The sequence below is a fragment of the Caballeronia sp. KNU42 genome, assembly GCF_053760385.1.
The window spans coordinates 4211662-4237236 of the sequence record NZ_CM132388.1 but is presented as its reverse complement, the minus strand read 5'-3'; the positions used below and the strand labels follow the sequence as shown (position 1 = coordinate 4237236).

28 protein-coding genes are annotated in these 25575 nt (G+C 60.9%); 1 reads left to right on the top strand and 27 read right to left on the bottom strand.

Features of this window, described 5'->3' with window-relative positions; all coding sequences use genetic code 11:
* Positions 1-198: 198 nt before the first annotated feature.
* Positions 199-492 (bottom strand): hypothetical protein, encoded by a 294-nt coding sequence (locus ACSOSP_RS19145; protein WP_455308860.1) that lies wholly within the window; start codon positions 490-492, stop codon positions 199-201.
* A 379-nt stretch (positions 493-871) separates the two neighbouring features.
* On the opposite strand from ACSOSP_RS19145, the gene ACSOSP_RS19140 reads away from it, so the two are divergent.
* The gene (locus ACSOSP_RS19140; protein ID WP_455308859.1) at positions 872-1132 is read left to right on the top strand and encodes a hypothetical protein; all 261 of its coding nucleotides are present in this window, start codon (positions 872-874) and stop codon (positions 1130-1132) included.
* 434 nt (positions 1133-1566) lie between these two features.
* Here the strand turns inward: ACSOSP_RS19140 and ACSOSP_RS19135 are convergent, their stop codons facing one another.
* The 26 genes from ACSOSP_RS19135 to ACSOSP_RS19010 all read right to left on the bottom strand — a co-directional run bounded on the left by ACSOSP_RS19135 (position 1567) and on the right by ACSOSP_RS19010 (position 25565).
* The gene (locus tag ACSOSP_RS19135) at positions 1567-2358 is read right to left on the bottom strand and encodes a DNA adenine methylase (protein ID WP_455308858.1); all 792 of its coding nucleotides are present in this window, start codon (positions 2356-2358) and stop codon (positions 1567-1569) included.
* 145 nt (positions 2359-2503) lie between these two features.
* Positions 2504-2818 (bottom strand): hypothetical protein, encoded by a 315-nt coding sequence (locus ACSOSP_RS19130; protein ID WP_455308857.1) that lies wholly within the window; start codon positions 2816-2818, stop codon positions 2504-2506.
* On the bottom strand, positions 2784-3230 hold the full coding sequence (locus ACSOSP_RS19125; RefSeq protein WP_455308856.1) for a hypothetical protein: 447 nt from the start codon (positions 3228-3230) through the stop codon (positions 2784-2786). Before ACSOSP_RS19125 ends, ACSOSP_RS19130 begins: the two co-directional genes overlap by 35 nt.
* Complete coding sequence (locus ACSOSP_RS19120; RefSeq protein ID WP_455311039.1) at positions 3227-3625, bottom strand: phage holin family protein; 399 nt, start codon at positions 3623-3625, stop codon at positions 3227-3229. The genes ACSOSP_RS19125 and ACSOSP_RS19120 overlap by 4 nt, the downstream gene beginning before the upstream one ends.
* Positions 3622-4050 carry a hypothetical protein gene (locus tag ACSOSP_RS19115; RefSeq protein WP_455308855.1) on the bottom strand — a complete coding sequence of 143 codons (429 nt, stop codon included), beginning with the start codon at positions 4048-4050 and terminating at the stop codon, positions 3622-3624. The genes ACSOSP_RS19120 and ACSOSP_RS19115 overlap by 4 nt, the downstream gene beginning before the upstream one ends.
* On the bottom strand, positions 4047-4607 hold the full coding sequence (locus tag ACSOSP_RS19110) for a lysozyme (RefSeq protein WP_455308854.1): 561 nt from the start codon (positions 4605-4607) through the stop codon (positions 4047-4049). Before ACSOSP_RS19110 ends, ACSOSP_RS19115 begins: the two co-directional genes overlap by 4 nt.
* Before the next feature lie 129 nt (positions 4608-4736).
* Positions 4737-4985: a hypothetical protein gene (locus ACSOSP_RS19105; RefSeq protein ID WP_455308853.1), complete on the bottom strand. Its 249-nt coding sequence runs from the start codon at positions 4983-4985 to the stop codon at positions 4737-4739.
* A gap of 36 nt (positions 4986-5021) precedes the next feature.
* Entirely contained in the window at positions 5022-6842 is a 1821-nt protein-coding gene (locus ACSOSP_RS19100; protein ID WP_455308852.1) for a glycosyl hydrolase family 28-related protein, read from the bottom strand.
* A complete protein-coding gene (locus ACSOSP_RS19095) occupies positions 6839-7717 on the bottom strand; it encodes a hypothetical protein (RefSeq protein WP_455308851.1) in 879 nt (292 codons plus the stop codon). The genes ACSOSP_RS19100 and ACSOSP_RS19095 overlap by 4 nt, the downstream gene beginning before the upstream one ends.
* A gap of 39 nt (positions 7718-7756) precedes the next feature.
* A complete protein-coding gene (locus tag ACSOSP_RS19090) occupies positions 7757-9235 on the bottom strand; it encodes a hypothetical protein (RefSeq protein ID WP_455308850.1) in 1479 nt (492 codons plus the stop codon).
* Positions 9232-14526: a phage tail length tape measure family protein gene (locus ACSOSP_RS19085; protein ID WP_455308849.1), complete on the bottom strand. Its 5295-nt coding sequence runs from the start codon at positions 14524-14526 to the stop codon at positions 9232-9234. Before ACSOSP_RS19085 ends, ACSOSP_RS19090 begins: the two co-directional genes overlap by 4 nt.
* Positions 14527-14561: 35 nt before the next feature.
* Positions 14562-14978, bottom strand: a complete 417-nt coding sequence (locus tag ACSOSP_RS19080; RefSeq protein ID WP_455308848.1) for a DUF1799 domain-containing protein — start codon at positions 14976-14978, stop codon at positions 14562-14564.
* Complete coding sequence (locus ACSOSP_RS19075) at positions 14942-15277, bottom strand: hypothetical protein (protein ID WP_455308847.1); 336 nt, start codon at positions 15275-15277, stop codon at positions 14942-14944. The genes ACSOSP_RS19080 and ACSOSP_RS19075 overlap by 37 nt, the downstream gene beginning before the upstream one ends.
* Before the next feature lie 101 nt (positions 15278-15378).
* The gene (locus tag ACSOSP_RS19070; RefSeq protein ID WP_455308846.1) at positions 15379-16308 is read right to left on the bottom strand and encodes a phage tail tube protein; all 930 of its coding nucleotides are present in this window, start codon (positions 16306-16308) and stop codon (positions 15379-15381) included.
* The gene (locus ACSOSP_RS19065; RefSeq protein WP_455308845.1) at positions 16289-16519 is read right to left on the bottom strand and encodes a hypothetical protein; all 231 of its coding nucleotides are present in this window, start codon (positions 16517-16519) and stop codon (positions 16289-16291) included. The genes ACSOSP_RS19070 and ACSOSP_RS19065 overlap by 20 nt, the downstream gene beginning before the upstream one ends.
* A gap of 8 nt (positions 16520-16527) precedes the next feature.
* On the bottom strand, positions 16528-16959 hold the full coding sequence (locus ACSOSP_RS19060) for a hypothetical protein (protein ID WP_455308844.1): 432 nt from the start codon (positions 16957-16959) through the stop codon (positions 16528-16530).
* A complete protein-coding gene (locus tag ACSOSP_RS19055; RefSeq protein WP_455308843.1) occupies positions 16956-17258 on the bottom strand; it encodes a hypothetical protein in 303 nt (100 codons plus the stop codon). Before ACSOSP_RS19055 ends, ACSOSP_RS19060 begins: the two co-directional genes overlap by 4 nt.
* Before the next feature lie 4 nt (positions 17259-17262).
* Positions 17263-18261, bottom strand: a complete 999-nt coding sequence (locus ACSOSP_RS19050) for a major capsid protein (protein WP_455308842.1) — start codon at positions 18259-18261, stop codon at positions 17263-17265.
* A 95-nt stretch (positions 18262-18356) separates the two neighbouring features.
* Positions 18357-18695, bottom strand: coding sequence for a head decoration protein (locus ACSOSP_RS19045; RefSeq protein ID WP_455308841.1), 339 nt, complete (start codon positions 18693-18695; stop codon positions 18357-18359).
* Between the two features lie 3 nt (positions 18696-18698).
* Positions 18699-19820, bottom strand: coding sequence for a head maturation protease, ClpP-related (locus ACSOSP_RS19040; protein ID WP_455308840.1), 1122 nt, complete (start codon positions 19818-19820; stop codon positions 18699-18701).
* The gene (locus ACSOSP_RS19035; protein WP_455308839.1) at positions 19817-21334 is read right to left on the bottom strand and encodes a phage portal protein; all 1518 of its coding nucleotides are present in this window, start codon (positions 21332-21334) and stop codon (positions 19817-19819) included. The genes ACSOSP_RS19040 and ACSOSP_RS19035 overlap by 4 nt, the downstream gene beginning before the upstream one ends.
* Positions 21334-21546, bottom strand: coding sequence for a phage head-tail joining protein (locus ACSOSP_RS19030; RefSeq protein ID WP_455308838.1), 213 nt, complete (start codon positions 21544-21546; stop codon positions 21334-21336). The genes ACSOSP_RS19035 and ACSOSP_RS19030 overlap by 1 nt, the downstream gene beginning before the upstream one ends.
* A gap of 8 nt (positions 21547-21554) precedes the next feature.
* Positions 21555-23639: a phage terminase large subunit family protein gene (locus ACSOSP_RS19025; protein WP_455308837.1), complete on the bottom strand. Its 2085-nt coding sequence runs from the start codon at positions 23637-23639 to the stop codon at positions 21555-21557.
* Positions 23581-24114 carry a terminase small subunit gene (locus ACSOSP_RS19020; protein ID WP_455311038.1) on the bottom strand — a complete coding sequence of 178 codons (534 nt, stop codon included), beginning with the start codon at positions 24112-24114 and terminating at the stop codon, positions 23581-23583. Before ACSOSP_RS19020 ends, ACSOSP_RS19025 begins: the two co-directional genes overlap by 59 nt.
* Positions 24115-24219: 105 nt before the next feature.
* On the bottom strand, positions 24220-25023 hold the full coding sequence (locus ACSOSP_RS19015; RefSeq protein ID WP_455308836.1) for a hypothetical protein: 804 nt from the start codon (positions 25021-25023) through the stop codon (positions 24220-24222).
* 92 nt (positions 25024-25115) lie between these two features.
* On the bottom strand, positions 25116-25565 hold the full coding sequence (locus ACSOSP_RS19010; protein ID WP_455308835.1) for a hypothetical protein: 450 nt from the start codon (positions 25563-25565) through the stop codon (positions 25116-25118).
* Between the last annotated feature and the right edge of the window lie 10 nt (positions 25566-25575).

Here is a 25575-nt window from a genome sequence, read left to right as displayed (position 1 = left end):
CATCCATGCCCTTGGGGACCTTTGTACCACTGCCCTAGGCGCGCTCCCAGTAGAGCCGCGCGACTCCCTGATATCGAAGTCAGGACCGAACAGCTTCACGTACTTGCGGTAGTCCGCCACGATTTGCACCGAGTAGCACATGGTGCGACTTCTCCTTTCGAATCGTCACCGCATGATGGAGCGTTCCGCAGCCTGTTGTCACTCCGCAATCGTCCGGACGATCGGACGACACCACCAGTTTTGAGCAAACGCAATAGATCCGATCAATTCCAAGCCCGAAAGAACAAAGCCACCGTGTCCCATGTGCGAAAGCCTGCAGTCGTAAAGTGCAGGCAGGAGCTGATCCCGCCCGTCCCCGGCGGCGCTCGCCCTCGCGACATCGGAATATCGCCCTAGCGCGTCGGAGTTTTCGTGGGCAACGATCACCTCAGCACGCACCGAGTTGGCCGTACGAATCTGAGATTGTTCGAGCGCTTTGCCGTGAAAACGCATGACAACGACCTGTAAATACATGGGGAGGCGATTACTGTATAAAAACACAGTATAACGCCCTAGAGAGCGGCGGCCGGGCTCGCATTTTTCGCTTGTTCGGCTTCACGGGAAATGCGGGGCCGTCCGCACAGAGCAGAAGGTTTTCGGCCTGAGCTCACCGCGTCGGGGCGGCATCTGCGAAATTGTGCGTTTCACGCTCAAGGCTATGCGGGCTGCAGGAAACTTAATAAGATGCGCCGTGCTTTGCAGCGGCGTCGTCTCTTAGCCAGATGCTCCCTCCCGCTTTACGCGGGAGTTTTTTTCAGAGGAACATCGAACCCGGATTTCTCCGGCACACTGTTTGCTACGTCAGCTTCAATGACCCTTCCAAGAGGTCCCCATGAAGGCAACCATCGTATCTCACGCCCCCGTGCCGGATGCGGAGTCCGAACAACTCTATCGATTCAAATTCGCTCTCGAAGAAGAAAGCGGTGCCCCACCCTACGCGGAATCAGTTACCCTGCGCACGGCTTGTGTGCTGGTCGCTAATTTGGAGAATGACAACGCATTTGTGGCTATGTTGAGGACGATCCTTGCTACGGATGCGGCCGCTTACGACTCACTTATTGGCCGCACGTTCGATGATCAGCGAGAGTGGTAAAGTTTCGCGCCGTTGGCGCATCACCGGCTAACAAAGTAGCGTCCTCAAGAAATGGCGCTCTATCTCCGATCTGCAGAACGCGACCGCGCACTGGCATGCCTCCGCTTCGATCTCGAACGTTCCCAACATGTCGGAGCCGCGCCTTTCGCGTGCAGGCTCCGAGAGAATCGCCATGCATGTAAATCCGGATGCATTACGCGTGACGATTGGGTGAATCGCCGCGCTCATATAACCCGCGAAGGACGGTTGCATTTCTACCTCCTGCGTTCCAAATGCCCCATCGTTTAGATGGTCAGCGTACTAACACGCAGCACGAGCATTCGTTCGCTGTCCGTATGCTGAACATTCTGGACTTGCTGCGCCCGATTTCGCGCAGGCACAACAAGTCGCGGGGTACAAACTTCAAGATTGGCCTCTTCATACCCCGCGAACTGCTAAAAGAGACCCGCCGGCTCAGCCGCGTCGTCCCAGCTAAAAATAATCACTTCCTTTCGCGCGGCCTCTCGGCCGCCTCCGCCAACGGTGTACTTGATATCGACCGTCTCGATATGGAAACCCTCGAATGCCCGCCGGATGTCTGGATGATCGTTCAGACTAACGATCGCCCTACCTTTCAGCGTCCTCAGCCGGGCCGCCATCGCGACATACTCGGCGTACTCAAACGGCACGCCATACCCCTCCGTTTCCCAATAGGGCGGATCGAGATAGAACAACGTATGTGGACGATCGTACCGGTCGATGCACGCCTTCCAATCGAGCCGCTCGATGAAGGTCGCTGCGAGCCGCAGGTGCGCCGCTGACAACGTTTCTTCGAGCCTCAACAGATTCAAACCAGGTGGTGTCGTCGTCGCGGTGCCGAACGACTGACTCTCCAACTTCGCGCCAAAGCAATTTTGCTGCAGGTAGTAGAAGCGAGCTGCCCGCTGAATATCAGTCAGTGTCTCCGGCCGCGTGTCCTGCAACCACTTGAACACCTGCCGGCTGGTGAGCGCCCACTTGAACTGGCGCACGAACTCCTCCAGGTGATGCTGCACCACGCGATAGAGATTGATCAGCTCGCCGTTGATATCGTTGATCACTTCGACGGCTGCCGGCGGTCGCAGGAAATACAGCGCTGCACCGCCCGCGAATACCTCGACGTAGCATTCGTGTTTCGGGAAACGCGGAATAAGGTGATCTGCCAATCGGCGTTTGCCGCCGATCCAAGGAATGATGGGATTTGCCATATGTGATTGCCTTATCTGGAAATACGCTAGAATTCGGCCGCCCACCGGTGGGTGGCAGGGCCTTGGCTAATTCACTGGCTCGCGCAGTGGAAAGGCGACGGCGGGTATGCTCCAACATACCCGCCGTCGCCCTGTCTTTTCTTCTCTACTTCGTTACACCGCCCGTCGCACACGCCATCAGTTGCGCGGTCAAAATCCCCTCCCATTGCTTGCGCTGCAAATGGTCACGCCAGATCCGGTCGACGACGAAGCTGTTCGGCACGTCCAGCAGATCCGCGTCCGACAGAAACGAGGGCGACGCCGGCACCGCATCGATGCAAGGCACCGGCACAGCAACCTGCGTCTCGACGACCTGCGTATGCGTGACGGCCGAGATCGGCTGCTCGACCGGCACAGATCCACAGCCGGGAATAACCAGAAGGACGTTACAAAGTGCCGCGCAGACGATCGAGTGCCGCATCGCAGGTCTCCGGTTGGTTGGTGGGGGAATTGATACGCGCGGTGAGCACATCTATCTGTTTCTGATAGCCGGCCGATTGCTGCACGGCTTTCGCTTTCGCCTCGCTCGCAGCAGCCTGCGCGTCGCTCGCCTGCGCAGCGAAACGCACCACCGATGCGGACGATTTGCCGGCCGCATCCGTCATCGCGGCCAGGTCAGATTGCGACGTGGCCAGTTGCGCCTTCAGCACGCCGTTGTTCTCCGTTTTGGTGGCGAGCTGCTGCGCAGTGTCGGCGTGCTCCATTCGCAAATCCCGCAGCTCGATGTAGAACCACGCGCTCAGCACGGCAAATGCAATCGCAGCCACACCAGCCGCGAGCGTCGCGAGACGACCCGCAATGTTTGCCATACCGTCTGTCATGCCGCTTGTCATACCTTTTCTCCTTGGATTTTTCGGACCCACGCATCGAGCGCCTGGTCGAGCACGCGCTTGCCGCCCCAGCTCGACAAGGTGATCACGAGCGCAGTGAGCGGCGCTGGCCACTCGCGCCACGTGCAAAAAAAGAAAGCAGCCAACCCCGCCACGATCGAGGCCGTGATGACGCTACCGACCTCGACCGCGATTGAGCGCACGAGCGGGTCGCTCGACGCAAGACGCTGGAACGTGCTCGCGGTACCGCCAATCAAAGCGAGCATGACCGCGAGCCCGAGCGATGCCACCGGAATGCTTTCCAGTTCGACCACGACCGCATCGCTTGCCGAGCGGCTCATCGCATACGCAGCGGCCGCCCATAGCAGCGCCGTTACTCCCCACACCCACACGATCATTCGGCGCACGTAATCCTCCGCTTGGTTTCCCGCCACGCATGCGCCTCTCGATAGCCCAGAACAAGCCCGAAAGACGCCATGCCGATGTAAAAAATAAATTGCGCTACGTTGACGACAGCGCTGGTCCAATGAGCACTCGCCGCGAAGAGCGGTGTGACGTACGCGCCGGCCGTGACCGCATAGAGCCAGTGCCGCCGAGCTTTTGCCCAGTGAAAGACGTACTTGTCGGGCAACCAATCGTTGATCGCGACATCGATCGCAATGACTGCGGCGAGTACGCCCGTGCCGCACGTCACCGCGTATCCCCAGAAGCCATCGCGCACGAGCATCACTGAGGTCGCCGAACAGGGTGCCGCGAAGGCGGACACCGCGATGTAGACGGCCATGTACGCGTATAGAAGCCGAGCCAAGGCATCGTTTTTCATGCGGCCCTCCGCTGGAAATTCGCACCCAACAGGAAGAGCACGCGGTCGGCTTCGCGGCGCTTCACGAGTCCGGCCAGCACCACACCGCCGGCCTTGTTCCACCGCGCGAATTCGGCGATAGCGCCTTCCGTATCGCCGGCATTGAGCTTGCGCAACAGCGTCGACGAATCAAAGGCTCCGCTACCGATGTTGAACACCAGGTCGACGAGCGCGTCGTACTCTTCCTGATTCAGCTCGACGCGAACAAGGCGCTTGACTGTCGCCTCTGCGCTCGCTACGTCCTGGCGTAGCCATGCCACGGCCTGCTCGCGCGAGAAGGTCATGCCGTAGCGCATCTCGGGTCCTGTATGCCCCCATCCACCCGTCCACGGCGCACCGCTTAACGCAAGTAAGCTGGCCGGAATCGGCTGCCCGCGCAACGTCGATTGCCACAAGCCGCGGCGCTGCAATTCCTTCGCTAAGGGTGAAGCAGGATCCGGGTAGGCAAAGAGGTAGAGCGTCTCGGCGTCCTGCGTGAGCGCCATCCCCTGCTCGGAATACTTGAGGTTTTCGTTCAAAAGCGCGCCTCCAATAAAAAAGGCCGCGCCGATGTACGATCGGTGCGGCCATAAAAAAACCGCCTGACGGCGGCTGCGGTGAAGCACTACGGGAATAACAGCTAAGGAACCTGGACTAACGAACCGGGGCTAACGTACGAAACAAAGCAGCCCGAGCAGCCCTCCTGCAAATGTCGCGACCACGTCCCACACGGACACGTCTCCGCCCGTAAAGTGGTCGAGAAGCTCTTTTGCGATGCCGACCAGCAACACCGCCGCAATACCAGCCTGCCACGACACGACATGCGCGATCGCGAAGATCACGACGCCCGCGATCACGTGCAAGCACTTGTCCTGAGGGAAGGCTTGCATGATTTTCGACTCGATAAAATTTGCCATGTTGAGTACCTCATTGCTCTGTTGAGACTGCGGCCGCTACCGCATGTACCACGTGCCGTTGTATTGCGTGAAGTCGTACATCTTGTTGTTCGACATCACAACGCTTCCGGCACCGCCCGTGTTAATCCCGAGCCCGTTGACGATCGTCACTCGCGCATTGCCTTTAACGCTAATCGTGTCGCCGTTGGCACCCCCGGTGAAGTTCGTAACGCTAGTCGCAGTCTGATAGTTATCCAACACGACCATCGTTGTGCCCGTTACGTCGATAATCGCTGTGGCATCCAGCGGGCGGATAACGGTCGGCGGAGCGATAACGGCCGACCCCAGGAAGCCTTGTGTGGTGACGAGACCCGCCGCGTTGTACGCCCCTTTCGGCACCACGTAGGTGTTTCGCAGATCAACCAGACTGTTATTGACCAGGTCTTCAAATCCCCACTTTTGCTGAGCACCGCTTATCCCGTCCGAGCGGCATGCGCTAAACGTGTTACCCGCCGATTTTGTGGACGAGTAAAACCCACTGTAGTCCCCGGGGCTCCCTGTGCTGTTGTTGTATGCGTGACAGAGCGACCAGAGCGCCGAGCCGTCGACATAAAATCCGACGCCAACGTTGTGATCGGCCCGCACCGCAGTAAGTTTGTGGATCGCGCCCGCCTGCGGTTTGATGTACACGCCTCGCTCTGCAAATTCACCCACCGTTCCCGTGTCGACCCAGTTGTTGGCTCCGCCGATCACGATCGCGCAAATGAATAAATCGTCACTCACGATACCGGTCAGCGAAGGATTCGCTTCGACGCGGCACATCGTGTCATCCGTGCCCAGCATCTCAACGGCGCCGTCCGCCTGCTTTCGTGCACGATTCAACAGAACGTTCGTGGTCAGCAGATCCTCGAACGTCACGCCAAAGCCTGCAAGGTGTTGAAAGCCCTGATCGGCAAAGTAGTTCGAAGAGCATTTCTTGATGACGCTCCACTTCACGTTGCGAAGGCGTACGCCACCGCCGGCGTACGTCGCACCGAGCCCGCGGAAATTAATCCCTTCGATGGCGATATTCGTCACCAATGAATCGGGCGTGTCGATCACGAAACCCGGGGCAGCTTGAGCGAGGGTGACGCCCGACACCGGGCCGCCCGCCGCGGGCAAATATCCGAACATCCCACTTCCCGAGCTGAACGAAACGCCGGTCCTGCCCACGAGATTGCATCGATAGTTTCCGAGTGGAAATCGAACGACCCCGCCACCCCGTGCGGCCAGTTCCTCGATCGCAGTCTGGATGGGTACTGAGTCTTCAGCGCTGTCGTTACCCTTGGCTCCAAAGCGTTTCGGATTTGCATATCCGTCGTTCAACTCGTCAGCCACGGTGCGGGCGATACTCGACTTTGAAGAGGGCTTGAAACCGATCAGCGCAGCCCCCTTGTCCGGACTTGCCAGATCCCCAAGCTTGGCGAGCGGGCTCAGATCCGTCCACTCCATCGCGGACTCGTCTACGCTCACACCAAGCACGCGACCCGCCTTGCCTGCCAGCGCCGGCATATGCACGCTTGCGGCGTCCGCTCGCGCTGCTGCTGCGGATTTGGCCGCCTCCGCGCGTTCCGCAGCGGCACCGGCATGCTCATCCGTTGCACCCGCGCGCTCGGCCGCAGCAGCGTCGCGCTCAGCCCTCGCGCCATCGCGTGCAGTTGCCGCTTCGGATGCGTGCCCGAGAGCCTCTGGCACCGCATCGAGTGCCATCTGCGCGGCGCCGATGGTCTCCCCAAGCATGGGGAGCAAATACTCGGTATGGCCTCCGTCCAGCATGTCCCGCTCGGCGCTGCCGTCATCAGAGTACGCATTGCCAGATGGAAAAATAATCTTGGTCATCTAATTTCCTCGAGCTCGTACGCGTTTGTATGGTTATTCAGGAACGACAACTGCAACGGGTTGATCTGCCGCATACGCGCAAGAAACGAGTGCCGCAGCAAATTGATCGCGTCGTCGCTATCCCACACGAAGAGCATTTCCTGATCGACGCCGGCTGCTCGCTGCATCTCGAATACGCGCCCATAGGCTTCGTCATCCGACAGCCAGTCGAGCGAGAATTTTTGTACCCGCCGGCCGTTACGCCGGTCGAAGTACGGCGTGCCGTCCACAGCCCGGTCCATCGTCGTGTCGAATTCCCAGCCGAGTGACGGGTTGTAGCTCGCGTTATTCGTCGGCGACCAGGCCTGCGAAACAAACACGCGCCCGAATTCGAGATAACCGTCTGGGTTGCCTTCGTCAGCAAACTCGAAACGCACATAACGACCGAAGACCGGCGTTTTAATGACGCACAGGATCAGTGCCGGATAACTCTTTCGCTGGTCCTCGGGCAGACGCCCATCCCACCAGTTCGGATCTTCCCAGTCGAGCATGGAAGCGCTGTAAAGGCGCGGCCACGCCTGGCGCCACACCGGGCCGTGAAGTGGCGAATTGAGCGTCGAGTCGAACACCGACGTGCTGAAGTCAGGCACGCGCGACACACGAATTCGATACCGGCCGTTGAGCGTCAGGTTGTGACGCACCACAGCGAACATCGACACCTTGCGCGGCAGTTTGAGATCGACGTCGAATTGCGTATCGGCCGTCGCGGTGCTCGCGGTGCGCGCCACACGCGAGAGTCGGCGATCCTGCAGGTTCGTGACTGGCACCTGCCACGAACCGCCGGACAGCACACCACCGTCCGTCTGGTTCGGAAACCCCATCATGATTTTTGCCATCCAACATCCCCTTCAATATTCCCGTCACTATTCCCGTCGCTATCCCCAAAGCACGAGCGCCGCTCGCCCACGCAGGAAGCCGGTATTGACGCCAATCACGCGAAAGAGCCGCCCGCGCAGTCCAAAGCGCGGCGTGTCGAGCGCCACCACATCCCCCAGATCGACTGCGCCCAGCTCGGACACGGGCACATCGACGTCCAGCGTCACGCGGCGCACGCCGTACAAAGCAAGACGCCGCTGCGATTCCGCAACGGCGTCCGGTTCATTCACGAGCCCCGTATCGAAGCTCAATTCATCTGCGTGCGGCCATGGCACCTTGATGGCCGGGTTCTCGGCAGAAGCCTTCCGAAATTCCAGCGCGAGCCACGCGGACGTGCGAGCAGCCGATCCCGCTACATCGGTCTGGGTCGTGTAGTTACGCGCGTACTGCACGGAGACGCTCCACGCGGGAATGCCCGCCGACCGCATGGCGAGCACTAATTGGGTTTCCTGACCCCACGTAACAACCGCAGTGCCATCCGGCGCATCCAGCCGCCCCATGCGTAACCGGCTCAACCGGTCGAAGCCGTACCACGCCCCGACCGAACCCGCGATCTCGTCCATCAATGACTGCGGGGTCGCATCCTCGTCAGCCCACACGCCGACCATGGCGCCGCTTGCCGCATTCAGTGCAGCGACATCGGCCGCCACGATATCGGCATCAGGCACGCCGGCATCCCGTGCGATTGCGACCATCAGATCCGCCGCACGGGTGATAGCGCCCTGCGCATCGCACGTGACGGTGCCCGCTGGCGTGCCGCCCAATCGCAACATGCCTGCACAGCACCGAAACTCTCCGGCCGCCGGCGCAGTGACCTGCATGTCGTCTACGTTCGCATAGTCAGCAGCGTGCGTGAGGCCGACACCGCTGTCATAGACCGCGAGAACGGAACACGCTGCATCGCTCACCTGATAGATGAGCTTCGAGGTATTGACGCATTTCGGCGAGACATTCAGCACCAGGCCATAGACCCGGGGTTTCAGCTGATCCTTCAGATCGTCTTTCGTGCCCTCGATGCCGAGCGGCAAGACGTTGTCACCCAGGTATTTCGGGCGACTCGTAATCGTCAGATCCGCGAGCCGGTCGGCAATGGCGACCGACAAGCCCGCGTCCTGCACGGACACGTCGGAGAGCGTACCCGTCATCACCACCGGCCACTGCGCATACGGCACGTCGAGCTCGCCCATCTTGACCACGAAGCGCCGACCCGAGAATGCATAGTCGGTGGCAAGCAAATCGAGGTGCCCGTCCTGATTCACCAGCAGCACAGCGCCTATGGTGACCTTGGTCGCACCGAACGTGGCCGCGCCGTCGAAGAGCAACCGATCGAGCGTCGGCGCCGTCTTGATGACCGGCTCGAAATACACGTTCGGTGGCGTATCGTCAGGCCGGGTCATGAAGCCGCCCTCCGAGAAATACAGCGTCACCACCTGCCCGCTTGCCAGGTGGTACGCATCCGCTTCCAGCGCAATGATCATTTCTGACCTGGCCTCCTTTGTTGTTGCAGCAAAGCGGTTTGCTGATCCATTTTTTCCGCATCGCTCCGAGCGAGCGTGTCGGCCTGCTGCAGTTGCACCAAAAGTAACTTTGCGATCAATTCCGCCTGCTTCGCGTTTTGCTCACGCTGCGCCTTCAGTTCCCGCACGACCGCATCGTTGTCCGTACGTTGAAACTTGCTCAGATCGAGCGCTGCCGGCGCAATGACACTGCCGCTCGACGAACGTGCATCGAGCTGCTTCGCCTCTGCTGCCGTCAAGACTCGCTCATCCCGATGCAGCTCGGCGACATACCCGTCGAACGGCACACGGTAAAGACCCGTCGCATGCGAACCATCCACCGCGGCACCCGATTTGTACGCCGCCAAGGCTTGCGCCAAGGTCTGCACCGACTTATCGACGTCGAGGATGCCCGCGACCTGCTGCTTCATGAGGTCGAGCTGCTGATCGGCCGCGGAGCTAGCCAGATCAATCGACTTCATGACATCAGCCAGGTCCGCCTGATACTGCGAGGAACTGGCGTTGTACGCCTTCGAAGCGTTGAGGAAATCCTGCGCGGCCGATGTCAGCCCGGCCTGCGCCGTTGCATCACCCGCACTCGCTTTGCCGAGCAGACCCTCATACGTTGATTTGCTTGCCGCGTACTTCGCCTCCGGCGACAGGTCCGACAGATCGCCTGCCGCAAGCGACTGGCGAAACGACACCAACTGATCACGAAAGGACGTGAGCGCCTGAGACTGGCTGTCATATGCTGCCTTGACAGCTGCCTCGCCCGCGCCGGCCACCGCATCGAATGCGGGTGCCAACGCGAGTAACGACACGTACGCCTTCTGACCGGCATCGCTCGACAGATCGAGCGATTCGACGAGTGCCTTGAATTGGTCCCGCGTATGAATGCCGGTGTACCCCAAAGCGTTCATCTGGTCATTGAGCGCCTTCGCCTGGTCGGCCGCCTGCTGATCGGCCGTCGTGAAATGCTGATAGAAGAACGTCGCGCTCGTGTTGAACGCATCGACCCCACCTGCAAGTTGAATCACCGCAAGCTGCGCGTCCGTGGACGCGTTCTTGAGATTGTCGAAGTCACGGCCCAGGTTCTTGAACGAATCGAAGAGACTTTTTAACGACGACAGCTCTGCGAGCAACGCCGTCACGTCATCCGCCGACAGCTTCGATGCGTCCACGCCCTGCAACACCGATGCGTAAGGCGTATCCAATCCCGCCTTCTGCAACCCGCTGATGACCGAGCGCTGCAGTTGCAACTGGAAATCCACCAGCACAGTCTCGCTATCCTTCACGCCCCCAAGATCGACCCGATCTGGATACCAGTCGTCGCCCGTCGTAAAACCCGCCGAGACGAACGAGTTGCCTTTCTTCGGGCTGATCTCGTAACTGGCCTTGTATTGCCCCAGTCCACTTACTGAGCCACCCAATTGGTTCGCGAGCGACTCGATGCTGGAGTACGTGGTTTTGATCTGGGTTTGAATATCGGCCGACGCCGGATCGCCACCACTCGGCCCCGCGAATTTCGAGACATCTTTCCCGTCGCTGGTCGCATAAGACGCACCGTAGCGAGTTTCACCCCCTCCGATAAACGAGCCAAGCAGCGAACCAAGTGCCATACCGACCACAGCACCGATAGGACCGGCAAGCGATCCGAGCGACGCGCCGATGGCGGTTCCCGCTACTGCCGACGACGCGCCCAACGCCAAACCGCCCATGGCCCCGAGCGACCCACCCATGCTGCTATAGCCCTTGTTCCCGAAGAGTGCACCACCGGCTAACCCACCGAGCAACCCGGCACCGCCGTACCAAAGGCCTGCCGAGGAACCGAGCGTGCTGCCGAGACCCAGCCCGCCGCTCGACCCACCGAGGCCGAATCCGTAGCTGTTCGCCCCGACCAAGCCCGCGCTGTAGGTGCCCGCGCCAGCCGCGACGTTACCGCCAATGCCGGCACCCAAACCACCCAGCGTAGCGCCGCCACTCGCGAGCGCACTTGATCCGGCGCCGGCAATCGCCGACGAACCGAGGGCGGATCCGGCTGAACCATATCCACCGCCGAACCAACCGCTCACGGTGTCGTAAAGGCTCGACCCCTTGCTATACAGGTTGCTGCCGTTTTGCAGCAGGCCGAGTGCGTTATTGCCACCGCCCTGTGCTGCCTGCGCACCGCCCGGATAGAAGAAACTCGCCGCACCCTGCGCGATCGGCTGAATGATCGGGCGCAGCACCAGCGTCTTGAACATCGACTCAAGCGAGGACATCAGGTTTTGACCAAAGCTCTTGCCCTTCTCGAAGCCACGCATCAGCGCGTCGCTGATACTGTTTTCGATTGCGTTCGCCGCCTGCTTCCACTGACTCACCGCATCATCGGCCGCTTTCTTCGCCTCGTTCTTCCAGTCGAGCGCGGCCTGGTCGTCGGCCGTGCGATGCAACGCCCTCGCGAGCTCCTTTGACTTCGCGATAGCCGTGTCGTAACCGGACGTGTCCGCCAAGTTGCCATTCATGATCGCAATTGCGCGGCCTTGCTCCAAGGCAGCCACCGCATCATCGGCACGCGCAGCCTTCAACTGGTCGATCGCCGCCTTCGACATGCCAAACGTATCGAGCTGATCGCGCAGCCCCTGATCCTGCTGCTGCGCGGCGTCGATCTGTTTTTGAATGTTGCTGACGTAGTCATTCGCCGCCTTCGCATCGAGCTCAGCCAATTTCTGCGTGCGATCTTGCTCGACCAGCTTCTCTTTCGCGGCCAGCTCCGTGACCTGCGCCAGATACTTGTTGCGCTCAGCCAGCGCCCTCCTGCCGCCCGCCGCATCCGCCTTCAATTGAGCGATCACCTGCTCATCCTGCAGCGCCTTGACCTGTTCGTCATGCGAGCGGTTGATGTAATCCGTGTCCGAGATCAAGCCCTGTTTATGGAGGCTCTCCAAGTTACTTTGCGACGCCTTCAGGATCTGCTCGCGCTCCTTCGCATAGCCCTCATAAATCGCCACGTCGGCGCTGATCTGCGCATTGAGCTCAGACTGTCCGGAGTGACCCGACTTCACCTCGAATTTCTTGCGCGTCGCGTCCTCAAGCGTTTTCAGCGCATCGGGCGCGAGCAGCGCATTGGTCGGATCGACCTTGCGCAGATTGGCGAGATTCGGATCCGCCGCGTGCAGGTCATTCCACTCCTTGCGGACCTGAGCGAGCGCCTGCGCCAGTGCGTTGGTCTTGTTCAGCGACGTTTCGAGACCGGTCAGGTTGCGCAATGCGGCGTTGCCGTTTTCCTGCGTGCGACGCTGCGCCTCCTGAGCCGCCGCTTCGTCGTTCGCTTTCTTGATCTGCGCCTGCAGCTCGGCAATGCGCGCATCGTTGCTCGTGCCCGAGAAGGCGTCGCTCAGCGACGTGCCGAAGTTGGCGGCGTTCAGGTTGCCGCTTTTCCAGTCGATGCGCGACTGCAGCTCCTTTTGCATCGGCAGCATGTTCAACGCCGCGCTCACGCCGGTCGAAAATTTACGCCAGGCGTTCGATGCCGCGTTGCCGGCGTCGTCCCACGCCTGCTGGATCCAGTTCAGGTCGCTATGCAACGCGGTGATGCGCGATTGCGTCTCGTACGCGATCGCTTCGCCCAGCACACGCTGCGCCTCCTCTGCATGACCATGCGCCTCCAGCGCGGTGATCTGTTCGTACACGGCCGTCGAGATCGCGTGATAACGCTTGTCGTATTCGTCCGCGAACTTGACGACACCATCGCCCATTTTCTCGAACTGCTTTACGACGTCGTCGGCACTTTGTCCCGTCAGCTTCGACGTGTTGAGCGCGGCTTCACCGACCGCCTCAATCGCGGTGCTGCTGATACGGCCGGACGACACCAAGCCGGTCAACACGACTGCCGCCGCCCCGACGTTATGGTTCGCCTCGCCGATGCGATCCGCCATGTCGAGGAAGCTACCCGCGGTGCCGCCGGCATAATTGCCGGTGACAGCGATCGCGGTGTTCAGCACCGATACCTCGGTAGCGCTCTTATATGCAGCGAGGCCAAAAACAGCCGCGACGCCTGCGAGCGCGCCCAAGGCGAGCCCGGTCGGCGACAGGAGCTTATGCAGGACGTCCGTGCGCTCGCCCAGAACCAGGAGCGAGCCGCCGAAGTTGCTCCAGCTACCCGTGGCCGCTTCATGAGCGAGCACCACCAGTTCCTTACGCGCACCGGCCGTCTTGAAGCCGAAGCCTTCCATCGCCTTGGCGCTTTTGTCGGCCCCCCCCGCGATGTCATTGAGTGACGCTCGGTTCGTGCCGATATCAGCAAGTGATTTTTTATAGTCCCGCGACGAGATCTCGCCCGAGCGGAACGCACGCTCGAGCTGCGCTTCCTGCTCGGCCAGACGTCGCAGCTCGATGACCGCCTGATCGACCTTGATGCCGTTGAGCGTCTGCTGATACTGCGCCGTCGTGATCTTCCCTGTCTTATATGCATCGTCGAGCAGCGCCTGATCCTGTGCGAGCTTTCGCGTGGCAGCGCCCAGCGGGTCGTACTTGCTGGTCAAGGCACCCAGCGACTGCAACCGCTTGTCCTCATCGCGGCCGAGCGCCGCAAGTACGGCGTCGTATTCCTGCATGGACAGCTTGCCGGTGGCCATCGCCCGGTCAAGCCGGGCATATTGCTCACCGGACGTGGCAAAGGTCGCATTGCCCTGCGCCATGGTCGTGCGCAGCGCCTGCATTTCGTCGTTCATCATCGACGTGCCGCGCTGCGCGTCGATCATGGCCTTCGTTTGGCTCGCGACCGTCTCGCGGACCTGTGCGCTCGATGTACCGACATCACCGATACCCGTTGCTGCATCGCGAGCAGATAACGCGGTCTGTTCCATCGCCCGCTGCGCTTCCAGCGAGCGAACGACCATGTCGCGAAGACGGGTCGAAGCCTGCGCTTCCGATTCGGCAAGCCCCAACGCCTCGCTGCCGGCCCGGCTCATCGATCCGCCCAACTCCTTCAGCTGAGCGATGAGCGGTGCCGCCTCGGCAGCTACCCCGAGCTGCGCCGCACGGTATTCCGCCAGCTCCAGCTTCGACTTGCCGAGCGTGGCCACCTGGTCGTTCAAGCTCTCAATGAACTTGCGGGCCTCGCGATCGATCATCGTGATCGATGCCGACGCACCCTGCGCCGGCCCGGTGATTCCCGACAGGCCGCTTCCGGTTTGCGCGCTGACCCGCGCGAGATCCTGCATGGAGGCAGTTACCGACGACGTGTCACCACGAATCTTTACAACAAGGTCCGCAATCGGAGTAGCACCCATATGTCACCTATAAAAAAGGCCGCTCAAACAATCGCTCATTTACGAGCGACCCGTTCGGACTCGACCTGCACCACCGCGTCTTCCATCAACTGAAGCGCGGCGAACGTTGCGACCCGATCTTTCTTCTTGACGCCGGTCAGGCGAAACACGGACTCGACTGCCGGGTAGTCGAGTCCCAAGCGAATGGGCGGTCCCATGCCGCCAGCGAGCCAGCGCCATTGCCGTGCGAGCGACAGGAATGTCATGAAGATCGGCCAGTTATCCGGCCAGACCTCGAAGACGTGGTCACCGGTTCGGGCACTCGCCGCAGCGATTGCCGCGTCCGATATGCCGAACGCACGCATCGCATCGATTTGCGCCTGGTCGATCGCGAACGGGTTCTCACGCCAGCCGCTCCAGTGCTTCGCGGCGTCAATCAGTTTTTTTGCTTGCCCACGCGAACGCTTTCCCAATACGCCTCGCGCAAGGCATAACGCGCCTGCGGAATCTCATAGAGAGCGGCGCGGTTCGCTTCGTTAAAGTCGAGCGGCTCATTGTTGGCGTCAATCAGCCCGTCCCAGCCGACCAACACCCTCGCCATCAGCTCCTCGAACGTCAGGTTCTCGGTATCCACGATCGCGGTGATCTCGGTTTGCGTGAGGCGCTTGAACATGACGTTGAACGTCGATTTTTCTTTCCTGCCGGTTTCGGTCGTCGTTTCGACTTCGACCTTCGTCTTGTAGCTATCCGATTGAGCGATCTTGAAGGACATGGGTTTCTCCAATAAAAATAGCCCGCACTCGGGCGGGCCATGGACTATCGTTAATCTAGGCTGGCCGCGCGGACGCGCGGCCACCGGTACATAGAGAATACTTACTTGATCGTGATCAGCAGTTCATCGTTACCCACGCGCGGGATCAACGAGAGCGCGGTCTGCATCTGCACGATGCCGTCCTGATCCGAGTACTGCGGCTCGGACAACTGCACGCTCGGCGAATCGATCTGCACGATGTTGCCGGCGATCGTGCCGTGCGTGATCGACAGCGCCGCGAGCTCCGCCTTAACGACCGCCGCCCACCAGTCTTTTGACTGCACCGTGCCAAGCTCGAAGGTCGCGCTCCCCGTCGCCTTCCGGTCGGTCAGCTCCGCACCTTTGCCACCGACCAGGTTGCGATAGACCAACTGGTTTGCGACATCCAGCGAGAACGCGGCGAGCTTGCCCGTGAAGCCGTGCAGGCTCCAGTTCGGCGTGTAGTCCGCGCCCACCGCCTGCGGCGTGATGAACGCACTGAAGTCGATACCGACCGGAGGTGCCGCGTCCGTCACGGGTTCATAGTTGCCGATGAAATGGAACTTGATGGTCGGGACGTTCTTAGGCGTCAGATCGATCGAGAACGTGCCTACTGCGTCGACCAGTTGATGCCGCAATCCATCGAGGAAGTACTGCAGCGTCACGCGTTCGGGCTTGCTTGAGATCGGCGCATAGATGATGCTCTTGCCTTCGACAACGGTCGATGAGAATGCGCACGCACGAACCAGCGGATCCCACGGTGGCACGACGCCGGGCTTGCCGGACCCGGTCAACGCGACTTCGAAGTCCAGCTCCTGATAGTGATTCGTCACGAGCTTCTGGACATTGCCAAGCCACGGGCGGATGAAGTCCAGGTCCGCCGTTTCGGTCGTAATGGGCTTCGAGCTGATGTTTTTAACGTTCATGGCCATCGTGCCGTCAAGCACGGCGGCCGCGCCCGCAGCGGCCTGAATCGCCGCGAGGACAATCGATTTACGAGTCAGAAAAGTCACTTTTGGTGGCTCCGGTGTCGGGCATGTCTGACAGCCCGGATTCAGGGTCGACCTCGATGGCCCGCGTCGCCGGCTCATCAAAATCGGTGGGATTGGTCGAGCGCTGCACGTCCGTCAGCGGCGAGCGCTGACCGGTCGCAGGATCGAACCGATAAGTGCCCGCGCGACCGGCATGCTGGTCGTGCAGAATGGCCTGCAATACGGGGTTCATGCGCCTCCTTACTTCGAAAGGTCGTCGCGTTGCGTGCGGTAGTGCATCAGGTAATGCGTGGTGCACAGACACAGCGACCCGTTATTGCCCGCGTACACCGGCGGGTCCGTGCTGTCCTCCACCTCCTCGACATCGATCAGTTGAGGACCGGTCAGGCCCATCACGATCGGGTGCGCCACTTCGAGGATCTGGTCAGCGAGCACGTCCGGCTGCGAATCACGCGTGACGATGGTGATCAGCAGTTCGCAAAAACGATCGACATAGCCGATGTACTCCTCGCGTTTGCGTTCGCCCGCGCGGTGCGCCACGATCACGGCCCGATCGTCCAGGTCCATCGCATCGATCACCGAACGCTCGACACGCGCAAGCGCGGTGAGCGCGGGTGAATTGGAAAAGACCTCCAGCAACGTTTCCACATAAACCTGTCGCAGAATCGTCATGGCACCTTCTCCACTTCCACGATTGCATGGAACCCCGAATCGCCGGGCCGCGCATCTCGCTTGCATCGATAGAGCACGCCCTTGATACGCAGCTGGCTACCGCGCCTCAAGTGCGCATCGTGTACCTGGTACTCGATCGAGTAATCGACGGTTTGCGCCATGCCGTCGAACACGATTTCGCCGTCGACACGAAAGTCGACCTGGATATCGAACGGTTCACCAGCCATGGGCGCAATCGTCGCGGTGTCGAGCATCCCTGCGCCGCTGAAGGCTTTCCAGAAGATGCCTTCATCGAACATGGCGTCACGTTCCCTTGGTCAGCTTGATGACCGCACGCGGACGCGTGCACAGGTGAATCGGATTGGACTGCGCCTCGATCTCCGTGCCCTTGTCGAAACGCAGGTTTTCCTGCTTCGCGTAGTACGGCAGACCGTTCGTGTTCACCGCCTCCATATAGTCAGCAGGCGCGAAGCGCGTGATGAAGAGATCGGGCACGCCCTCGGGCACCGCGTACGCTTCGTTGTCGTCGATGTATCCGACGCTTCCGATACGGCCGCGATACCGCTCCCACGTGACGCCGCCGAAATCGATCGTGTCGCGCGGATCACCGCGCAAGGCGGCTGCCATCTGTGTATTCAGATACGTTACCTTGATGTCGTCGAGCTCAATCAGCCAGCGCCAGAAGGCACGTCCGCACAGCACGCGCACGCCCGCGAACGGCAACGCCCCGAGCGCGTCCTCGATCAGGTCCAGCAGGTCGGCGACCTTCTGCCGAAACGTGTCCGTCGCGCCCAACTTGAACGCGAGTGTCTGCTGCTTGAGACCAAACTGCGAATACAGGTCGACGAGCACGCTCTCGCCATCCGCATCTAGAATTTGCCCCTTTATCGCGCCGATACGGTGGAACTCGTGCGTCGCGTCGAGCTGCCGGCGCATTTTGGTGAGCCGCTTGTCGACCAACGCCTGCAGCGCTTCGAGCTCCGTTTCCTTGCCGAAAGCGCGCAGGTTCTGCACCTCATCGGCCGTGATCGTCGCGCGTTCAGGCAAGTGAACCGTATTGAACGGAATCATCTTGCGCTTGGTGCCGAGCACGACTTGTCCACCGCCTCCGCGTGGTTTGGACTCGACAAGCGAGAGCGCTTCGCCGTCTTTCTCAATCTGGACCGTCGTGGTCGTGACGCCCTCTTCCTCGAAGAGGCCGAGCGACGCGATGCGAGCCGGCACGAAGAGCGTGTCGTTGATGGCAGCGGTGAGCGACGAGAGCGAGAACGCGTCGTCGTTAAGCAGGGCGATATCCGCCATATGATTCTCCGAAAAAATTAAAGCCCGCAGCACCTGAGGTGCGACGGGCTTTACATGCAGAAAGGGATTGATTCGACCGACTACAGACGCGTGGCTCAGCGAACGATGATGTGCTGCTCGGCGAGCGATTTTTGAGCCGCAGCGTCGAGCCCCGTCAGGACGGCACCGGCAACCTCGGCGAGACGCACAATGCCGACCGCGCGCCGGGTGGCAGTCGATTGCTCAAGCGGCGCATACAGGATGCCGACCGCAACCTGGTCGCCATCGACGGCGGCCGGGTCGTATGCGCCGTAGACGTTGGCAGCGGTCTTGCCGAGCACCTGGCCGGCTGGCAGCGCATCGCCCGCTTCGACATCGATGTTCTCGCGCGAGATCTGGCCATCGCCCTCCGACAAGAGGAACTCGGCGGTGTGAATACCTTCGGTTTTAATCATGGATCAGCTCCTCTCTGGGGCAGTGGATTGCTTCGCCCCGGTCCTGCGGGCGGCATAAATGGACGTGCGGTGTGGACCGCTCGCCTGTTGCTGCAAGTCGACCACCGGCTGCCGATTGTTCAGCGCGGTCGTCGATTTGTTGGTGACGCAGTCAAAGAGGCGTGCACGCACTTGCTCAGTATTCAGGCCCGTCGCGACGAATTCGGCCGCAAGCTCGGGCAGCTTGGCCGCCGCGCACAAGCTGCTGATCTCCCGAGCGCTAACCATCGCTGAGTCGATCGTTGCGCGGTCTTTAAGGCCGGTCGATGCGACGATGCCTTCCGCGAAGCTCAACAAACCGGCTTCGCGGCATGCGCTAAAGACGTGTGCGGCCAGCACACCCGGCGCCTCCTGGAGCACGACAGGATCTTTCGGCGGGGGTGGCGGAGGATCGATGGGTTCCGGTTCAGGAGGATCACCGCCAACGGTCGGATCGGGCACCTCTGCTGAATCAATGCTGGCCTGCAGGTCCGTTGGCGTGCTCTTGAACTTCGCCACCAGCTCAGCCGTTCGAACCGACGCGGAGAATTTCACGGGCTGCTCGATGACATCCGCGAAGCCAAGCGCCTGTGCTTCCAGTGCCGTCATCCACGTCTCAGCATCGAGCATGTCGATGATGGCTTGATCTTCCAGACTGGTCTTGTTGCGGTACGCAGCAACCACACCGTCGCGCGTCTTATCCATCAGATCGGCGGTGGTGCGCAGTTCGTCGGCCGTCCCCGCCGTGACGGTCCATATGTTGTGAATCATCATCATGGCGTTCTCGGGCATCACGACCTGGTCGCCAGCCATCACGACGAGCGACGCGGCGGACGCCGCGACACCGTCGACACGGGTCGTCACCTTCCCCGCGTAGCGACGCAGCGCGTTGTAAATGGCGAAGGCGTCGAAGACGTCGCCGCCGGGCGAGTTGACCGCGACAACGATTTCCGTCGCTCCGGCTGCGACCGCTTCCAGTTCGGCAATAAAGCCCTGTGCGGTAGTGCCCCAGAAACCGATTTCGTCGTAGATGCGGATTTCGGCCACTGCGGCGCCGGCCGCGTTGGTCAGTGCCCGCATCGAATACCACTGGCGCTTCTTGGTCATGGAAGAATGTCCTTCGTTGAATTTGTTGAGTCGCCTGCCACATCGAGGACGCGCGCGTCAGAGTCATACCGAAGCTGCTGCGCGTCCGCCCGCGCGTTGTCCACCGCGTTTTCTTCATCGATCGTTTCCGGGTCATCACCTTGTTCGAGCACCACCGCCGACCGGCTGGTAAAGCCCGCACGCACGGCCATGCGCTTCGCCTGCATATCCTGCACGGGTTGCATGTAAGGCCAGCCCTGCGGCACCCAGCGCACGCGCAGATATTCGCGACGTGTGCGATAGAAGTCAGGCATCGACATCGCACCCGACAACGCCAGCGCATCGATCCATGCGGCCCACACGCGCCGGCAATACTGGTGAATGAATACGTTCCACTGGAGCTGCTCAATGCCGCGCCGAAACTCGTTCAGGATCACGCGCAGCACACGGTCGTTGACTTCGCGCAGATCGCCCGTGAGCACCTCATACGGAAAACCGACCGACGCAGCCGCTGCCATCAGTTGCTGGCGCATGAACGGCGCGTAATCGGTTCCCGCGCCGGGTGGCGTGGAAAACTTGATCTCTTCATCGTCGCCGAGCTGCTGCAGCGTGCCGGGTTCGAGTGACGCGATCGGCGTAAAGCCGTCGCTATCAAACTGCTCGTCGCCGCCCGTTAGCTGATTGAGCGGTGGCACACCATCACCGCCGTCCTCATGCTTGCGCGTAATGAACCCCGCGAACAGGTTCGCGAGTTCCTGCCGAAAGAGCACAGCGTCGTCGAAGTTATCGAGCGACTTGAGGCGCAGCAGGATTGTGGCAAGCTCCGTAACACCACGCACCTGTCCGGGCCGAACCGGTTTGAACACGTGAATGATCTCGTCGGCCGGCACGCGCACGAGGGCCTGCCCGCCTTGCGCAGGCCTGGCATATTCGCCGGGATGACGCCGCCACATGTGATAGGCCACACGGTTAGCATCCGCATCGAACTCGACGCCGCTCACGATCTCGGCGCCGTTGGCGAGCACCTGGTTCTTTTCAGCCGGCACGAAATCGGACTCAAACTGGCGAAGCTGCAACGGGACCGGCAGATCGGCCGATGGCCGGCGCAGCGCCAGTCGCGTGAACGCCTCACCGTCCGTAAAGAACGAGGTCGCGGCAAGCGTCTGCAGCCCGTACACGTCGAGCAGCCCGTCCGCATCGGCCTCCGACGCCCAGTCATCCCACCAAAGCTTCAGCGCCTTGCGCACGGCCGGGTCAGGATGCTTCGGGTGAGGCTGGATGCCCGTGCCGATGACGTTCGATACGAACCGTGCGACCGAAGTCTTCGCCCACGGGTCGTTACGCACCGCATCGCGTGCGCGACCCCGCATAAGCGGCAGGTTTTGCGCCGCCGCGAAATTCGGTCCGACACCCGAGCCCTGCCAGTTGCGGGTTCGGCTTCCTGACGAACTGCCAGACTCGTAAGCAGCGGACGCCTTGAGCCGTGTGGGCATCACGAATCCGCGTTGTGTGAGGGATGGATAGTCTTTTCCCATCACACCCCCTTGCCGGCGTTGCGGAGTCGAATCGAACGCGAACGACGACGCGGACTCGCAACGCGCAGCTCGCGCACGATCTCATCCTTAACCGCGAGCAGCTCGGCGATCGACCGATAACGCACGCGCTTATCGCCCTTCTGAATTTCGATCTCGCTGCCCGCAGCAATCGCCGCCTGTACGCGCTGGAGATCGTCCTGTGTATAAGCCATATCCGTCCTCAGCGACGTTTGAGATAAGTAGAGCGGCCAATGCGACGCGCCGGTAAACGAGAAACCCCGCCGGGTGGCGGGGTCGTCGGGGTCGTCGGGGTCTTCGGGGTTTGCGACGGTTCGCTGTCAGCTTCGAGGTCCGGCTCATCAACCGGCGGTGGCTCATGCTCCGGCATCATGAGCGGGCCGCCGAGCAAGTCGCCTTGCCTTGGCGCGACTCGCTCGCGTAAAGCCGCCCACATCGGTAGCGTGTATCGGTGCAGGTCTAACGCATGAGCCGCAAACATTGCATAGACCGTACAGTCGAGCGCCTCGTTACGCGAGTTGGTCTTGCGTTTCATCCAGCGATGTTCCTCACCGCGTGGCCCCTTCTGTATCACGCGCACCTCCGCGGTGAGCTGCTCGTAAAACGCAGCCTGAAGGTCACTCGCGAAGTGAACATAGCCGGGACCAGGACGATCGAGCTGCAATCGGCCGAATACAAGATCCTTTGCTGTATCCGTGCCGACGTGCCATAGCCGCACACCGCGTTTGATCGTCTCGCCCTTGTAATTCACGTCCTGCCGCGACGGCTTGCCCTTGATCGGCTTACCGGCTACCGGGTCGCCACGCACGGCAAAGATCCGGCGCGTGACACGCGTGCGACAGAAGTTATAAACGTGGTGCGTGAAGTGGCCCTGTGTGTCGATCGCCACCGCCTCAATACCAAGACGCTGCCCGCTAGCGTGCGCAAAGGTACTTTGCAGATACGTATCAAGCTTCGCCCAGTCGTTCTCGTCAGCGGGATTCGCATCGAACACGACGTGATCGATGACCCACGATTCCTCGCCCACACCCCAGCCCCACACCACTACCTCGAAACGATCGTCCTGAACGTCTACGCCAGCGGTCAACACCAGCACGCCCATTGGCAAAAAGCGCAGCAGGTATGCATCGGCGCGTTTCATGAGTGCTTCGTGATCGGTCTCTTCGACCTCTTCCTCCCAGGTTTCCCCGAGCGTGGTGTTCACGAAGGTCTTCAGTTCCGATGTGTCGCCGGTCTTGGCCTTTTCGTTTGCCGCCGCAAACTCGCGCACGATCTTGGCCCAACTAACCTGCGGGCTGTACGCCGTCCAGATCATGAAGGCGACCGACCGGGGGATCGGCGCGACTCGCCCGTCGACATACCGGAATCGGCCCGCATGATCGATCCACATACCGTCGTTCGCTTTCCACCGCCCAAGCTCCCAGACCGTCAGATACTCGGCCTGCGAATATCCGACGCCGCACAGGGGGCAGTGATGCACGACACCTTCAGGGTCAGCGATGGAGAACTTGAAACCGTACGACAGTTTCTTACCGCCCCAGCGCATCACGTGCTCGCCACTGCAGTGCGGGCATGGAATGTAGAACAGGAACTGCTTGTCGCATTCGTCGTGCCGCGACTCGATCAGCGAAAAACCCTTGAGCTTGGGCGTGCTCCCGAAAATCATCTTCGGGAACGTCGCACCTTCCACGCGCTTCGCCGCAAGCATGCCAGGCGAACCCTCTTTCTCGATGTCTCGATCGAACCCGTCCGCTTCGTCCAGATAGCCAACGTCGACGGACAGCCGTCGATAGTTTTTCGCGGCCTTGCCACCGCGGATATGGAGGGTCGAGCCGAGGAAGGTCTTCTGACGCAGCGTGTTGTGCTTGCTGCGCTGCATGTACGACGGGAAGACGTCCTTCATGACCTCGACGTCGCGCAGCATGGGCTCAATTTCGGTCTTCACGAACTCGGCCGCATCGTCATCAGTCGGTTGCCACACGCACTGGTTACGCCGGCGATGGTGCGCGAAGTACCCCATCGCGGCCATGATCATCTTGGTGTAGCCGACCCGCGCCGATTTCTTGAACACCACTTCTTCGATATCGTCGTTCGAAATGACATCGAGAATCGCGCGCTGGAACGGATATGCCGTCCACCGCTGCTCGACGTAGCTCGATTCCGCCGACAAGTAGAAGTGCTCTTCCGCCCATCTCGACAGAGACATTGGTGCGGGCACCGCGAGCGAGCTAAGCCCCTTCAAAATCGCCTTCTGGATCTCCGTCTTCTGAGTCTGCGTCTGTTCCATCGATCACCTCGTCCAGTCTCATCGCCGCAGCGGTATTGCGCGCCCGGGTGATCTCGGTCTCGATCGCATCGATGTCGGATGCCGGCAAGTGAGGAAGGCGACGTTTCACCTGCGACGGGATCGCCTCCAGGATTGCGCTTACGCGCCGACCGACGCGCGCGCATGTTGCTTCGAGCAGAGCGACTGGCGCGAGCTCGCGCCTGCGCTCGGCATTCATCATCTCGATCTTGATGCGCTGCTCACGCGCAAGCAGCGCACGCTCCTGCGCCAGGTCCAGCTCGCCTGCCGCATAACGACCAGCGGCCTGCTCGCGCAGGTTGCCGCAGTACTCGTGCAGCCATTCCCGAACCGTGCCTCCGGGCGATAACACACCGCGAGTCATCAGGTCGCTGACAGCCGGTTGAGAGATGCCCACCATCGCGCCGAACTGAGCCTGCGTTGCCGTGGCGTCGATGCTGACTTCCCTAATTTCCATGCCGGTCACGGTATAACCCCCTTAGGAAAGTCTCGTGAGTAGTTTGCGAACAGGGTTCGAATTACCCGTGAGCGCCACGCTTTTATAGGGTCCCCGGAACCCGATCTAGCGGGCGCTGCCGAGCGCGACGGACAGCGCCGCCTGCATTTCATCGCCCGCGATCTCATCGAACACGGCTTCTGCGGTCTCGTAGAACGGCAGGCGTGGCGCGTACTGTGGCGCTGCCTTCGCTGCAAGCAGCACAGGCTTGATCGCCCAGCCGCCGGCGAACGGCACCCGAATCCAGATGCCTGGTGCAAGGTGGCGTGCCCGATACAAGCCTGCGACGAAGTAACGTGGCTGCGCACGCGCCCGGACCTTGTTCGGCCCCACCGCTTTGCCTTCCCGTCGATCACGGGACCGTGCTGTCTCGTTCGCATAGCGGTCGTTCTGACCACCGAGCTGAGAGAGGATCTTGGCGAACTGACCACGCACCATGTTGCCGTAGCCGTCGAGCTGCGCGCCCGCACCGGGGACGAAGTAGTTCGTCACACCGACACGCTGCATCAGCTCGTGCACACGGCCGATGTTGGACGACAGCGCCCGCTCGAACCGCTTCACTGATCGGCCACCGCCCGTTACCTCAGGTGACAGGTATTTTGCGGCCGGCGTGCCCTTCGAGGTCGCGTCTTTGTACTTGACCTGCGCTTCAAGGTTTTGCTTAGTAGACCGCTGCACATACAACGCGTTCAGCGTGTATCGCGTCGGACTATCGAAGACCTCGTTCATCTTGCGGACGATCGCGACCTGCGTCTTGTCTGCGATCGCGTTCAACGCACGTGATGTCGCGTATGGAATCTGTCGCTGCACCTGATCGTCGAGGCGCGCCTGCAACTCAGACGTGTCCAACTCGATCTTGATCTCAGCCATCGATTACCCCGCGCCCAATGCAAAAAGCCCCAAGCTTTCGCATCGGGGCTTTAACGATTCTTCCGGGCGAACGCAACCCCGGAAAGGCCGCGTCACTCGGTAGATACCGGATTCAAATTGTGGATCGAAGTGTAATTGACGGTTTTCGGTTCGGCAAGATTTTTTTCCTTCAACCGATCTATCACCGTCTGCATGTCCACACGTCTTGGTCGAACGTCCTTCAGCGCCGCCTCAATAGATCGTTTCGCATGGGCCAGCGCCAAGTCGAAGACCGTCGTCGGTCGGGGCTTGAGGCCGAGCTTGCGGCAAATGAATGCCGGGTGCGCATGCCAGATGTACAGCATCTGCAGGATCTTTTTGTCGAGCGGCAACAGCTTGCGCCACGCGATCTCGACAAGCTGAGCGTCAACAAGATTTACGGTGCTCTCCACTGACCGGCCTCCCGTGGACGGGAAATAAATGTTGGCGATCGTGGAGTCTGCGCGCCCGAAGCCACCACTCTGCGCAAGCGCCCAATTGTTCAAACGTTCTTCCAACGTCATGCGAGATCCC